The following is a 13,157-nucleotide window of genomic DNA, read 5'->3' on the forward strand; positions in this document are numbered from 1 at the left end:
ATTGCTGATCCCCCCTGATTCCCCCTTGATAACCATGAGCCAGGACTCCCCCGCCTCCTCCCCTTTTGCCCCGCCCTTCTTCACCGCCCGCCTCACGCCCAGCGGCCTGCAGGTCGATGCCTGGGCCGACCAGCCGCTGCTGCATTCGCTGGAGCAGGGTGGCGTGGACTGGCCCAGTTCCTGCCGCAACGGCACCTGCCGCACATGCATCGGGCAGTTGGTCTCGGGCAGCGTGCGCTACGAGATCGAATGGCCGGGCGTGACGCGCGAGGAGCGGGCCGAGGGCTGCGTGCTGCCCTGCATCGCCTATCCCGAAGGCGATGTGGTGCTGCAGGACCTAGGCCCCTGAATCCGGCCAAAGCCCGCGCCGCCTGCGGCCGATGGCCGCTGGAATAGAATGTGCGCTTTCGCAAGGTCATTCCGGGTCATGCCGATTGCCGACAGCGGCTGCGCCGCGCCACACGTTCTTTGGAAGCCCACTTCTGACGCCAGCCAGGCCGAGGGAGCCGGCGCGTGTGCCGCGCCCCGTCCGCACGACCCGGCTCCTCCAGAAGGCACTCCATGAACAACTCCACGTCCCCCGTGCCCATCTCGCCGGTGGAAGACATCATTGCCGACATGCGCGCGGGCCGCATGGTCATCCTCGTTGATGAGGAAGACCGCGAGAACGAAGGCGACCTGGTGCTGGCCGCCGACCATGTCACCCCCGAGGCGATCAACTTCATGGCGCGCTTCGGCCGCGGCCTGATCTGCCTGACGCTCACGCGCGAGCGCTGCGAATACCTGAAGCTGCCGCCCATGGCCGCGCGCAACGGCACCGTGTACAGCACGGCCTTCACCGTCTCCATCGAAGCGGCCGAGGGCGTGACCACCGGCATCTCCGCCGCCGACCGCGCGCGCACCGTGCAGGCCGCCGTGGCCAAGGACTCCAAGCCCACGGACCTGGTCCAGCCCGGCCATATCTTCCCGCTGCAGGCCGTCGACGGCGGCGTGCTCATGCGCGCCGGCCATACCGAGGCTGGCTGCGACTTCGCCGCCCTGGCCGGCTGCAGCCCCGCCGCCGTGATCTGCGAGATCATGAAGGACGACGGCACCATGGCCCGCCTGCCCGACCTGCAGCTGTTCGCTGCCGAGCACGGCCTGAAGATCGGCACCATTGCCGACCTGATCCAGTACCGCAGCCGCAACGAATCCCTGCTCAGCAAGGTCGGCACGCGCCCGCTGCAGACGGCGCATGGCGAGTTCATCGCCCATGCCTTCCGCGATCTGCCCAGCCAATCCGTGCACCTGGCCCTGGTCAAGGGCCAGTGGGAAGCCGACACCCCCGTGCCCGTGCGCGTGCATGAGCCGCTGTCCGTGCTGGACGCGCTGGAGACCGGCCGCACCCTGCACTCCTGGAGCCTGGACTCCAGCCTCGAATACATCGCCCGCCAGGGCCACGGCGTGGCCGTGCTGCTCAACTGCGGCGAGACCGGCGACCAGCTGATGGCCCAGTTCGACGGCAGCGCCCGTGCCGCCCAGGCCCCCGAGCGCGGCCGCATGGATCTGCGCACCTATGGCGTGGGCGCGCAGATCCTGCGCGAATGCGGCGTGCAGCGCATGCAGCTCATGGGCCAGCCGCGCCGCCTGCCCAGCATGGCCGGCTACGGCCTCGAAATCAGCGGCTACATCCCCAAGGAATAAGAAATGTTGAACGCAGAAAAGGGCCAGGCCCAGAACCTCGACGGCGCGCAGCTGCGCGTCGGCATCGTCCAGGCCCGCTTCAATGAAAGCATCACCAACAGCCTGACCCAGGCCTGCCGCGAAGAGCTGCTGGCCCTGGGCGTGCAGGCCGGAAACATCGACCACGTCACCGTGCCCGGCGCCCTGGAAGTGCCCGTGGCGCTGCAGGCGATGGCCGAGTCCGACCGGTACGACGCCCTGGTGGCGCTGGGCTGCATCATCCGTGGGGAGACATACCACTTCGAGCTGGTGGCCAACGAATCGGGCGCGGGTGTCACGCGCCTGGCCCTGGACTACCAGCTGCCGATCGCCAACGCGATCATCACCACCGAGAACACGGAGCAGGCCATCGCGCGCCAGACCGAAAAGGGACGCGACGCGGCCCGGGTCGCCGTGGAGATGGCCAACCTGCTCCAAACCATAGCCCGAACATGAGCGACGAACAATCCACACCGGCCTCGGGCCGCCCTCCCCGCCAAAGCCGCGGCGGCCTGACCAGCACCGGCGCGCGCAAGGCCGCCTCCAAGTCCAACCGCAGCCGCGCGCGTGAATTCGCGCTGCAGGCGCTGTACCAGCACCTGGTGGGCGGCAACGACGTGGAGGCCATCGACCGCTTCACGCGCGACCTGTCCGGCTTTCACAAGGCCGACTCGGTGCACTACGACGCGCTGCTGCGCGGCTGCATCAACTCCCAGGTGGATCTGGACGCGCTGATCGCCCCCAAGCTGGACCGCACCATGGCCGAGATCTCGCCCATCGAGCACGCCAGCATGTGGATCGGCGTGTATGAATTCCAGCACTGCCCCGACGTGCCCTGGCGCGTGGTGCTCAACGAGTGCATCGAGCTGGCCAAGGAATTCGGCGGCACCGACGGCCACAAATACGTGAACGCCGTGCTCAACGGCCTGGCGCCCACGCTGCGCGCGGCCGAAGTCGAGCATGACCGTGCGGGCAAGGGCTCCGCGCCCGCGCAGCCCGCCGCCACCAAGGCAGACACGGCCACCGACGCGGCAGCAGATGCCGCCACGGACGCAGCAGCAGACGACGCTGCCGACCAGGCCGCCGGCTGACGCCGCGCCTCGGGTCTTCGGGGCACAGGCCCCGCCGCATCCGGCCATCCATGGCCCGCCCGCGCCTGCCGGGCGCGGGCGCCTCTTCCAGGATTTCACCCGTCATGAAGTTTTCGACCCGCGCCGACCGCATTGAGCCCTTTTACGTGATGGAGATCGCCAAGGCGGCGCAGGAGATGGCGCGCGGCTGCGCGGACAGCGACACGCCGATGATCTTCCTGAACATCGGCGAGCCCGACTTCACCGCGCCCCCGCTGGTGCAGGAGGCCGCAGCGCGCGCCGTGCAGGACGGCGCCACGCAGTACACGCCGGCCCTGGGCCTGCCCCAGCTGCGCGAGCGCATCAGCCACTGGTATGCGCAGCGCTTCGGCGTGGATGTGCCGGCGCGGCGCATCGTGGTCACGGCCGGCGCCTCGGCCGCGCTGCAGCTGGCCTGCCTGGCCACCATCGACGCGGGCGACGAAATCCTCATGCCCGACCCCAGCTATCCCTGCAACCGCCACTTCGTGAGCGCAGCCGAAGGCCGGGCCGTGATGGTGCCGACCACGGCGGCCGAACGCTACCAGCTGAGCGCCGACAAGGTCGAGGCCGCCTGGAACGAGCACACGCGCGGCGTGCTGCTGGCCTCGCCCTCCAATCCCACCGGCACCTCGATTGCGCCGGCCGAGCTGCGCCGCATCCTCGACGTGGTGCGCGCCCGGGGCGGGCTGACCATCATCGACGAGATCTACCTGGGCCTGTCGCATGACGACGCCTTCGGCCAGACCGCGCTGGCGCTGGGCGAGGACGTGATCAGCATCAACAGCTTCAGCAAGTACTTCAACATGACGGGCTGGCGCCTGGGCTGGATGGTGGTGCCCGAGGCCATGGTGCCCGTGGTCGAGCGCGTGGCGCAGAACCTCTTCATCTGCGCCAGCACCGTCTCGCAGCGCGCCGCCCTGGCCTGTTTCGAGCCCGAGTCCATTGCCGAGTACGAACGCCGCCGCGCCGAATTCAAGGCCCGGCGCGACTTCTTCATCCCTGCGCTCGAGGCCCTGGGCCTGCCCGTGCCCGTGCAGCCCGACGGCGCCTTCTACGCCTGGGCCGACTGCCGTGCCGCTGCCGCCAGGCTCGGCGTCCAGGGCAGCTGGGACTTTGCCTACGCCGTCATGGAGCGCGCCCACCTGGCCATCACGCCGGGCCGCGACTTCGGCACGTTCGAGACCGCCGACTTCGTGCGCTTTTCCACGGCCAACTCCATGGAACAGCTGCAGGAGGCCGTGCGCCGCCTGCAGCGCCTGCTGGCCTGAGGCCCGCCGCACATGGCCTTCGAATTTCCCATCCGCGTCTACTGGGAGGACACCGATGCCGGCGGCATCGTGTTCTACGCCAACTATCTGAAGTTCTTCGAGCGCGCCCGCACCGAGTGGCTGCGCGCCCTGGGCATAGGCCAGCAGCAGTTGCGGGAACAAACGGGCGGCATGTTTGTCGTAACCCAGGCCCAGCTGCAATACCTGCGGGCGGCCCGGCTCGATGACCAACTCCTTGTTACCGCCGAGCTGCAAAGCAGCGGGCGCGCTTCGCTGACAATACGGCAGCAGGCGCTGCTGGCATCCGCCGGCGATGGCAATGCGCCGCCGCCCCTGTTGTGCGAAGGCACGATCCGCATTGGATGGGTGGATGGCTCGACCATGCGCCCCGCAAGAATTCCGAACCGCATCCTGGAGCAACTCTCATGAACTCCCATGACATGTCCATACTCAGCCTCGTGCTGCAGGCCAGCTGGGTCGTGCAGCTGGTCATGCTGATCCTCGTGGGCGCCTCGGTGGCCAGCTGGGCCACCATCTTTCGCAAGTCGCAGACCTTGAAGCGCGTGCGCTCGCTCAACGACGGCTTCGAGCAGGACTTCTGGTCGGGCACCAGCCTCAACGATCTCTACGCCTCGGCGGCCCACCACGCCAAGCAGGGCGGCCCCATGGAACGCATCTTCGCCAGCGGCATGCGCGAGTACCAGAAGCTGCGCGAGCGCCGCATCGCCGATGTGAACCAGTTGATGGACGGCACGCGCCGCGCCATGCGCGCCAGCTTCCAGCGCGAGATGGACGAGGTCGAGTCGGGCCTGTCCTTCCTGGGCACCGTGGGCTCGGTCTCTCCCTACATCGGCCTGTTCGGCACGGTCTGGGGCGTGATGCACGCCTTCACCGGCTTTGCCAACATGGAGCAGATCACGCTGGCCACCGTGGCCCCCGGCATTGCCGAGGCGCTGGTGGCCACGGCCATGGGCCTGTTCGCCGCCATCCCGGCCGTCACGGCCTACAACCGCTATGCCCACCAGATCGACCGCGTGGCCAGCCAGCAGGAAACCTTCATCGAAGAGTTCTCCAACATCCTGCAGCGCAACGTGGGTGCGACCGGCTCCAGCACCCCGTCCGGCCATTGAAGTCGCTCAAAGCCAGCAAGGAGTGAGCACATGCCCGCAGTAGCCTCGCGCGGCGGCCGCAGCCGCCGCACCGTCAACGAGATCAACATGGTGCCCTTCATCGACGTGATGCTGGTGCTGCTCATCATCTTCATGGTGACGGCCCCCATGCTCACGCCGGGCTCCATCAACGTGCCCAGCGCCGGCAAGGCCGCGCGCACGCCCCCGAAGCGCGCCGACGTGATGATCGACAAGGACGGCGGCATCCGCATCAAGGCCGGCAGCACCGACAAGACCGTCACGCTCAAGGAGCTGGGCGCAGCCGCCAGGAGCTGGCAGGACCAGCAAAGCGACGACAGCGCCGTGCTGATTTCGGCGGACAAGAAGCTGCCCTTCGAGACCGTGATGGCCGCCATGTCCGAGCTTCAGGCGGCCGGCGTCAAGCGCGTGGCCTTCGGCGTCAAGTCCTCCCAGTAAGCAGCGCCGCCCGCCTTCGATCCCATGCCCAACCTGCAAGACCACGACCAGTTCGCACCGCCGCGCACGCGCGGCCGCACGCGCTCGTGGGCCATGGCCGTGGCCGCGCACGGGCTGCTTGTGGCCGCCATGCTGTGGACCGTGCGCCCCCCGAAGCAGGCCGACGAGCCCATGGTCGAGGCCGAGTTCTGGTCCACGGCCGCACCCGCTCCCGCCCTGCCCGTGCCTGCGCCACCGCCGCCACCTGCACCCGAGCCTGTTCCCCAGCCGCCACCGCCGCCGCCCGCGCCCGTGATTGCACCGCCCCCACCTCCCAAGCCGCAGGCGGTGGACGACGACCGCGAGGCTGAGATCGCGCTGGAGAAGAAGCGCAAGATCGAGCAGCAAAAGAAGGAGCGCGCCGAACAGGCCGCCCGTGAGCAGCGCGAGAAGGAACGCCAGGAGCGCCTGGACAAGGAAAAGGCCGACAAGGCGGCCAAGGACAAGGCCGAGCGCGAGAAGGCGGAAAGAGCCGAGAAGGACCGCCGCGACAAGCTCGAGCAGCAGAAAAAGGACAAGGCCGAAAAGGAAAAGGCGGACAAGGAAAAAGCCGCCAAGGACAAGGCCGAGCGCGAGAAAGCCGAGAAGGCCGACAAGGAAAAGGCCGCCAAGGCCGAAGCCGAGAAGAAGGCCGCCGAGGACAAGCGCAAGAAGGAACAGGCCGCCAAGGAGGCCCGCGAGGCCAAGGAAGCCGAGGCACGCCGCCTGGAGAACATCCGCCGCATGCAGGGCCTGGCCGGCAGCGGCGGCTCGGCCGGCGAAGGCGCAGGTGGCAGCAAGAGCGGTGGCTCGGGCAGCTCGGCCGGAGGCCCCTCGGCCGGCTATGGCGCCAAGGTGGCCGCGCGCGTCAAGCCCAACATCGTCTACCCGGACGCCATCAGCGGCAATCCGCGGGCCGAGGTGCGCGTGCGCACCGCGCCCGATGGCACCATCACCGGCGCCACCATTGCCAAGTCCAGCGGCAACAAGGCCTGGGACGATGCCGTCATCCGCGCGCTGCAAAAGACCGAGACGCTGCCGCGCGACATCGATGGCCGCGTGCCTTCGGACCTGGTCATCGGATTCCGTCCGCAGGACTGAACGGCCACAGGCCCTTCATCAAAAGGCCCCGCCGGTACCTGCCTGCGGGGCTTTTTCCATCTTGCGTTGTATGCAATCCGCCACGCGCCTGCGACTTCGCTTGCGGCACCGGCCGCTTGTCCCTAGCATCCCCGTCTTCGCCGCATTCGCGGCACCCGTCCACCATCGCAAAGGAGAGAACCCATGTCCCATTCGACACGTCCCTTTGCAGTCGTGCACGCTTGAAGCCCTAGCGCCTCCAGGCCACGCTGCAGACCTGATTTCCGGCCCCCTGAGGCCCGGCTTTCGGCTGCGCGTGCGCTTTTCCTGATGCCTGTCTATCGAGCTTGCGGCGACTGCCCATTGCGCATTCCGCATCTGCCGGAATGTGCCCCAAGCACTCGATCGAAAGCCATTCATGGGCAATTCCCTTTCGGACACCTACATTGAGGTGTTCGCCAACCGCGGCGTCTGGATTGAAGACGCCGCCATCCAACAACTTCAAACGACGGCCCGCAACTTGGCCGGCATGCGCGCCGCCGTGGGCCTGCCCGACCTGCACCCGGGCCGGGGCTACCCGGTAGGGGCGGCCTTCTTTTCCGTGGGCCGCTTCTACCCGGCCCTGGTCGGCAGCGACATCGGCTGCGGCATGTCGCTGTACAGCACGGAGCTGGCGGCGCACAAGACCTCGGCCCCCAAGCTGGAAAAGGCGGTGGGCAACATCGACGGCCCCCTGCCCCAGGAACTGCTGGACGCCGTGGACATGCAGCAGCTGGAGCACATCGCCCAGGCCAGCGGCGTGGCCGACCTGGCGTATCTGCAGGACAGCCTGGGCACCATTGGCGGCGGCAACCACTTTGCCGAACTGCAGGTGGTGGACACGCTGTACGAGGACGGCGCGCTCGACAGGAAACGCGTGCACCTCATGGTGCACAGCGGCTCGCGCGGGCTGGGCGGCGCCATCCTGCGCGCCCATGTGGAGGCCTTCAGCCACGACGGCCTGGCCGCCAGCAGCGATGACGCCCCGCAGTACCTGCGCCAGCACGCGGCCGCCATCGCCTTCGCCCAGCTCAACCGCGCCAGCATTGCGGCACGCCTGCTGCGCGCCCTGCGCACGCGCGGCCAGGCCCTGCTGGACATCACCCACAACCACGTGATCGCCCACCACTGGCGCGGCGAGGATGGCTTTTTGCACCGCAAGGGCGCCACGCCGGCCGACCAGGGGCTGGTGGTGATTCCGGGTTCGCGCGGCGACTACAGCTATCTTGTGCGGCCCGTGGCCGGGCGTGATGAGGCATTGCACTCGCTGGCACACGGCGCGGGCCGCAAGTGGGCACGCACCGATTGCATGGGCCGCCTGCGCCCGCGCTTCACGCTGGACGAGCTGCTGCGCACCCAATTCGGCAGCGCCGTGGTCTGCGCCGACCGCGAACTGGTCTACGAGGAGGCCCCCCAGGCCTACAAGGACGTGGACTCCGTGGTCGCCAGCCTGCAGGAAGCCGGCCTGGTGCAACTGGTGGCGCGGCTGCGCCCCCTGCTGACCTACAAGAAGGGAGCCATGCAATGCTGCTGATCCAGCTGACCGCATCCCACGGCCCCGCCGAGTGCGAGCATGCCGTGCGCCTGACCCTGCGCGAGCTGCTGCGCGACTGCGCCGCCAGCGGCATCGCAGTGGACGTGCTGGAGGAAACGCCCACGCCGGCCGGCTACAAGTCCGTGCTGCTGCGCTGCGAGGGCGACACCGGCCTGCTTCACGGCACGCTGGGCGCCTGGCTGGGCACCATCCAGTGGGTCTTCGACAGTCCCCTGCGGCCCCACCACCCGCGCAGGAACTGGTTTGTTGCCGTGCAGAAGTGCGAGCCGCCCCGGCAATTGCCGGCCGATGGAGAGATCGTCTTCCAGGCCTGCAAGGCCTCGGGCAAGGGCGGCCAGCATGTCAACACCACGGACTCCGCCGTCCATGCCCTGCATGTGCCCAGCGGGATCTCGGTGAAGGTCATGAGCGAGCGCAGCCAGCACGCCAACAAGCGGCTGGCGCGCGAGCTGCTGGCCCTGAAGCTGGCGCGCCTCAACGCGCAGGGCGAGGGCCAGGCCCGGCGCACGCGCAGCCAGCAGCACTGGGAGGTGGAGCGCGGCAGCCCCGTGAAGGTGTTCCGCGCCTGAACGCCCGGGGCTAGCCCCTGGCGCACATGTAGATGCCCAGGGCCAGCAGGCCCAGCATCAGCACGCGCTTGAAAACCTGGGGCGACAGCGACTGGCGCAGCCGCTCGCCCCAGGCCATGCCGGCCAGGGCGGGCAGCAGCATCAGCGCGGAAACCAAGGCCGTGGCCCCCCAGCCCGTCCAGGACGAAGCGGCATGGCCCGGCCCCTGCGCCAGCGCCATGCCCGCGCCCAGCGCCAGCGTGGACACCGTGAAGCACAGGCCCATGGCCTGCATCAGCGCCTGCCGGCCCAGCGCCAGCGATTGCAAAAAGGCTACGGCCGGCACCACGAACACGCCGGTCAACGCCGTGATCCCGCCCGTCAACAGACCACACAACAGGCCCAGCCAGGCCTGATGCCTCTTCGGCAACTGCAGGTCCGGCCCCCACAGGCCCCACAGGGCATAAATAACCAGGGCCACGCCCAGCGTCGTGCGCGCCACGGCGGCCTCGCCCACCGGGCCCCACCACAGCATGCCGCCCACCGTGCCCGCGACAATGCCCAGCTGCATCCAGCCCAGGCGCCGCAGCAAAGGCCGCAGCGATGGCATGGGCCGCATCTGCACCACATTGGTCACCAGGGACGGCAGCAGCAGCCAGGCCGCCGCCTGCCCGGCCGGCATGAACAGCGCCAGCAGCGCCATGGACACCGTGGGCAGGCCCAGGCCCACCACTCCCTTGACGACACCGGCCAGCCCGAACACGGCCACCGCCGCCGCCAGCACCCACCACGCATCCCACATCACGGCCACCCTGCACTTTCACTGACCTGGCTCAGGCCTTTCCTGAACCTCATGGCGCCATGCTCGCTCACCACCACAGGGATCACAATCGGGAATCTTCAAACCAAGGCTCAGGCATGGCCTGATCCTTCAGCACCTTAGTCCATGCGATTCGACCTCACCGACCTGCAGCTGTTCGTCCATATCCTCGACTGCGGCACGCTCACGGCGGCGGCCGGTCGCGCGCACATGACGCTGGCCTCGGCCAGCGAGCGCGTGCGCGGCATGGAGGCGCAACTGGGCTGCGCCCTGCTCGCGCGCCAGGCGCGCGGCGTGCGGCCCACGGCGGCCGGCCACACGCTGGGCCAGCATGCGCGTGACGTTCTGGCCCGGATGCAACGCCTGCGCGGCGACATGGCCGAGTACGGCGCGGGCCTGGCCGGGCATGTGCGCGTATGCGGCAACACCTCGGCCGTGAGCGAGCACCTGCCGCTGGCCGTGGCCGGATTCCTGCGCGGCCATCCGCGCGTGGCGCTGGAGCTGCAGGAATGCCGCAGCGCCGAAGTGCTGGACCGGCTGCGTCAGGGCCTGTGCGACATCGGCGTGGCCAGCGATGCCCAGGACCTGCGCGGCCTGCAGGCCACGCCCTGGCGCCCCGACCCGCTGGTGGCCGTGCTGCCGCGCCGCCACCGCCTGGCCCGGCGCAAACGGCTGGCCTTGCAGGACCTGCTGACCGAAGACTGGGTAGGCCTGCCGCACGATGCCGCCCTGCAGGTGCTGGTGCGCCAGCAGGCCGCCTTGCTGGAAGGGCCGTCGGGAGGGCAGTTGCGCTGGCGCGCCCAGCTGCAGCACCTGGACAGCATCTGCCAGCTGGTGGGCCAGGGCGTGGGCGTGGCCGTCATGCCAGAGGCAGCCGCGCAGCGCCTGGCCCCGGCCAGCGGCGCCCGCGCCGTGCCTTTGTGCGATGCCTGGGCTCGGCGCCAGCTGCTGCTGTGCACGGCCCGGGAAGACCAGTTGCCCGCCCATGCAAGGCAGTTGCTGGTGCATCTGAAGGGACTGGCGGTCAGTTAACTCTCAAGATCCATGCTCACTCAGATGCGCGCAGGCACCTTGAGTAGATTATTCCAACATCAAGAATATTTGCTCCACTTGATTTTGATCATATTGAATCGGAACAAATTGTCCGACCCAATTTCCCGAAGTCGACCCATTAGCTCCCACAATCGCACTCACCAGCGCACCGCCTACAGCACCCGCCAGCCCAGCTTGCGCAATGGAGAAATTTTGACCACTGTAAATAATGGCGCGCGCAACAGACTCATGGACAGCCGAGGAATTCCCGCCAGCTGCCCCGCCACCGTTCAATCGATAAAGCCTGAAGCCCACACTCAATCGCTTGTTCTTCGCCAGCCAGAATCCCCCCGCCTCTCGCGTATACACATCGTCTGTCGCTGTAAAATCTCTGTCCAGGAAAACTGCCAAGCCTTCCCCTCGATAAAACACCCCCAAATCATCTTCGGCTTCAGCCTTGTAGATTCCGGGCATCAATCCGTGATAACGCACCCCATTCTCCTCAGACCCCATAATTGCCTTGAATTTTATGGGATCTTTTATTTCCAACTTTTTCCCTGCATCCACTTCCTTTATCCACCCATTTTCTCCGTAGGAAGAGCATGCAACAAGACCAAAGGAACAGATAACAAAGGTTATCAATCTTAGAATATTATTCATAGGAATCAGGAAATTAAAATCAAACCATCCATAAAAGCCCCAGCCCCACCTGCAAGTTACCTAATTTCCCATAAACCAAGGTTTAGAAGAGCAGGGTAAATCGGCTCCATGCCGCATTGACAAGCTCCGCAGGACACCACTCCGAGCATCACCTGTGATACCTGCGCACCAGGCCTCCCGAGGTACTTGCGCATGCCGAGGCAGCCACGGTAGTTCAAGCAAGCGGGAGCCACACCATGCCGCAGTGAAAAGCGCGATGCGGGACAATAGCAGGATCATGACCCTCAAAGCCCCCGAACTGCTGCTGCCGGCCGGCTCGCTCGACAAGATGCGTGCGGCCTACGACTTTGGCGCCGACGCCATCTACGCCGGGCAACCCCGCTACAGCCTGCGCGCACGCAACAACGAATTCCGCCTCGAACAGATCGCCCAGGGCATCTCCGAGGCGCATGCGCGGGGCAAGAAATTCTTCGTCACCAGCAACCTGATCGCCCACAACGACAAGGTGCGCACCTATATCCGCGACATCGAGCCCGTGATCGAGTGCAAGCCCGACGCGCTGATCATGGCCGACCCCGGCCTGATCATGATGGTCAAGGAAAAGTGGCCCGAGACCGAGGTCCATCTCTCGGTGCAGGCCAACACCACCAACTGGGCCACGGTGAAGTTCTGGCAGAAGGCCGGCGTCTCGCGCATCATCCTGTCGCGCGAGCTGTCGCTGGACGAGATCGAGAAGATCCGCCAGGAATGCCCGGACATGGAGATCGAGGTCTTCGTGCACGGCGCGCTGTGCATCGCCTATTCGGGCCGCTGCCTGCTGTCGGGCTACTTCAACCGGCGCGATCCCAACCAGGGCACCTGCACCAATGCCTGCCGCTGGGACTACAAGACGCATGACGCGGCCGTGGATCCCAATACCGGCGAGGCCCTGGCCCAGACCATGGAGCAGGACTTCAGCTTCGAGAAGGCCCGCGAGGAAGCCGACAGCCAGTTCACCAGCACCTGCGGCGACGGCGCGCGCCACCCCAAGGCCGAGCAGGTCTACCTGCTGGAGGAAAAGGGCCGCCCCGGCGAGCTGATGCCCATCATGGAAGACGAGCACGGCACCTACATCATGAACTCCAAGGACCTGCGTGCCGTGGAGCATGTGGAGCGCCTGGTGAAGATCGGCGTGGACTCGCTCAAGATCGAGGGCCGCACCAAGAGCCTGTACTACGTGGCCCGCACGGCCCAGGTCTACCGCCGCGCCATCGACGATGCCGTGGCCGGCCGCCCCTTCAACCCGCACCTGATCACCGAGCTCGAAGGCCTGGCCAACCGCGGCTACACGGGCGGCCTGCTGGAGCGCCGTCCCTCGCAGGACTACCAGAACTACGAGACCGGCCACTCGGTGCTGCAGCGCAGCCACTTCGTGGGCGAGGTGCGCAGCTATGCCGACGGCATGGCCGAGGTGGAGACCAAGAACCGCTTCTCGGTGGGCGATACGCTGGAGATCATCCACCCGCAGGGCAACCGCCAGGTGCTGTTGGAGAAGATGTTCAACCTCGACGGCGAACCCGTGCAGGTCGCCCAGGGCAACCCGATCCGCGTGCGCATTCCGCTGGATGCGCCGGCCGAGGGTGCGCTGATCTCGCGCCTGCTGTGAAGCCGGGGCGCAGGCCGCCCTGCCCTCCTTGCCCTTGATTTTTTCCTGGCGGCTGTCCAGGGCCATTGCTGCAATGGCCTGGAGCGGCCGCCG

15 protein-coding genes are annotated in these 13,157 nt (G+C 67.5%); 13 read left to right on the forward strand and 2 right to left on the reverse strand.

Features of this window, described 5'->3' with window-relative positions; translation table 11 throughout:
• The first annotated feature begins 34 nt into the window (after positions 1-34).
• The 11 genes from AC57B5_RS10395 to prfH all read left to right on the forward strand — a co-directional run bounded on the left by AC57B5_RS10395 (position 35) and on the right by prfH (position 8,928).
• On the forward strand, positions 35-349 hold the full coding sequence (locus tag AC57B5_RS10395) for a 2Fe-2S iron-sulfur cluster-binding protein (protein WP_099752085.1): 315 nt from the start codon (positions 35-37) through the stop codon (positions 347-349).
• A gap of 212 nt (positions 350-561) precedes the next feature.
• Complete coding sequence (ribBA, locus tag AC57B5_RS10400) at positions 562-1,683, forward strand: bifunctional 3,4-dihydroxy-2-butanone-4-phosphate synthase/GTP cyclohydrolase II (RefSeq protein WP_013803408.1); 1,122 nt, start codon at positions 562-564, stop codon at positions 1,681-1,683.
• 3 nt (positions 1,684-1,686) lie between these two features.
• Positions 1,687-2,157 (forward strand): 6,7-dimethyl-8-ribityllumazine synthase, encoded by a 471-nt coding sequence (gene ribH / locus AC57B5_RS10405; protein ID WP_012204386.1) that lies wholly within the window; start codon positions 1,687-1,689, stop codon positions 2,155-2,157.
• Positions 2,154-2,792: a transcription antitermination factor NusB gene (gene nusB / locus AC57B5_RS10410; protein WP_447916362.1), complete on the forward strand. Its 639-nt coding sequence runs from the start codon at positions 2,154-2,156 to the stop codon at positions 2,790-2,792. The genes ribH and nusB overlap by 4 nt, the downstream gene beginning before the upstream one ends.
• Before the next feature lie 104 nt (positions 2,793-2,896).
• Complete coding sequence (locus AC57B5_RS10415) at positions 2,897-4,081, forward strand: pyridoxal phosphate-dependent aminotransferase (RefSeq protein ID WP_034391536.1); 1,185 nt, start codon at positions 2,897-2,899, stop codon at positions 4,079-4,081.
• 12 nt (positions 4,082-4,093) lie between these two features.
• Positions 4,094-4,510 (forward strand): tol-pal system-associated acyl-CoA thioesterase, encoded by a 417-nt coding sequence (gene ybgC / locus AC57B5_RS10420; protein WP_016450455.1) that lies wholly within the window; start codon positions 4,094-4,096, stop codon positions 4,508-4,510.
• Positions 4,507-5,211, forward strand: coding sequence for a protein TolQ (gene tolQ / locus AC57B5_RS10425; protein WP_012204382.1), 705 nt, complete (start codon positions 4,507-4,509; stop codon positions 5,209-5,211). The genes ybgC and tolQ overlap by 4 nt, the downstream gene beginning before the upstream one ends.
• A gap of 30 nt (positions 5,212-5,241) precedes the next feature.
• A complete protein-coding gene (locus tag AC57B5_RS10430) occupies positions 5,242-5,667 on the forward strand; it encodes an ExbD/TolR family protein (RefSeq protein WP_047218593.1) in 426 nt (141 codons plus the stop codon).
• A 24-nt stretch (positions 5,668-5,691) separates the two neighbouring features.
• A complete protein-coding gene (gene tolA / locus AC57B5_RS10435) occupies positions 5,692-6,786 on the forward strand; it encodes a cell envelope integrity protein TolA (RefSeq protein ID WP_454709373.1) in 1,095 nt (364 codons plus the stop codon).
• A gap of 397 nt (positions 6,787-7,183) precedes the next feature.
• Positions 7,184-8,338 carry an RNA ligase RtcB family protein gene (locus AC57B5_RS10440; protein WP_454709374.1) on the forward strand — a complete coding sequence of 385 codons (1,155 nt, stop codon included), beginning with the start codon at positions 7,184-7,186 and terminating at the stop codon, positions 8,336-8,338.
• A complete protein-coding gene (gene prfH / locus AC57B5_RS10445) occupies positions 8,329-8,928 on the forward strand; it encodes a peptide chain release factor H (RefSeq protein WP_012204378.1) in 600 nt (199 codons plus the stop codon). The genes AC57B5_RS10440 and prfH overlap by 10 nt, the downstream gene beginning before the upstream one ends.
• A 10-nt stretch (positions 8,929-8,938) precedes the next feature.
• On the opposite strand, the gene AC57B5_RS10450 is transcribed toward prfH, so the two are convergent.
• On the reverse strand, positions 8,939-9,709 hold the full coding sequence (locus AC57B5_RS10450; RefSeq protein ID WP_454710460.1) for a sulfite exporter TauE/SafE family protein: 771 nt from the start codon (positions 9,707-9,709) through the stop codon (positions 8,939-8,941).
• 144 nt (positions 9,710-9,853) lie between these two features.
• Between AC57B5_RS10450 and AC57B5_RS10455 the strand changes: the two genes are divergently transcribed.
• Positions 9,854-10,759, forward strand: coding sequence for a LysR family transcriptional regulator (locus tag AC57B5_RS10455; RefSeq protein WP_496399469.1), 906 nt, complete (start codon positions 9,854-9,856; stop codon positions 10,757-10,759).
• 48 nt (positions 10,760-10,807) lie between these two features.
• Here the strand turns inward: AC57B5_RS10455 and AC57B5_RS10460 are convergent, their stop codons facing one another.
• Positions 10,808-11,419, reverse strand: a complete 612-nt coding sequence (locus AC57B5_RS10460; protein WP_496399470.1) for a hypothetical protein — start codon at positions 11,417-11,419, stop codon at positions 10,808-10,810.
• Between the two features lie 256 nt (positions 11,420-11,675).
• Here AC57B5_RS10460 and trhP point away from each other — a divergent pair, with 256 nt between their 5' ends.
• On the forward strand, positions 11,676-13,064 hold the full coding sequence (gene trhP, locus AC57B5_RS10465) for a prephenate-dependent tRNA uridine(34) hydroxylase TrhP (protein WP_071954802.1): 1,389 nt from the start codon (positions 11,676-11,678) through the stop codon (positions 13,062-13,064).
• The last annotated feature ends 93 nt before the right edge of the window (positions 13,065-13,157 follow it).

The organism is Delftia sp. BGA-UO-ETr-SB1 (assembly GCF_059567865.1).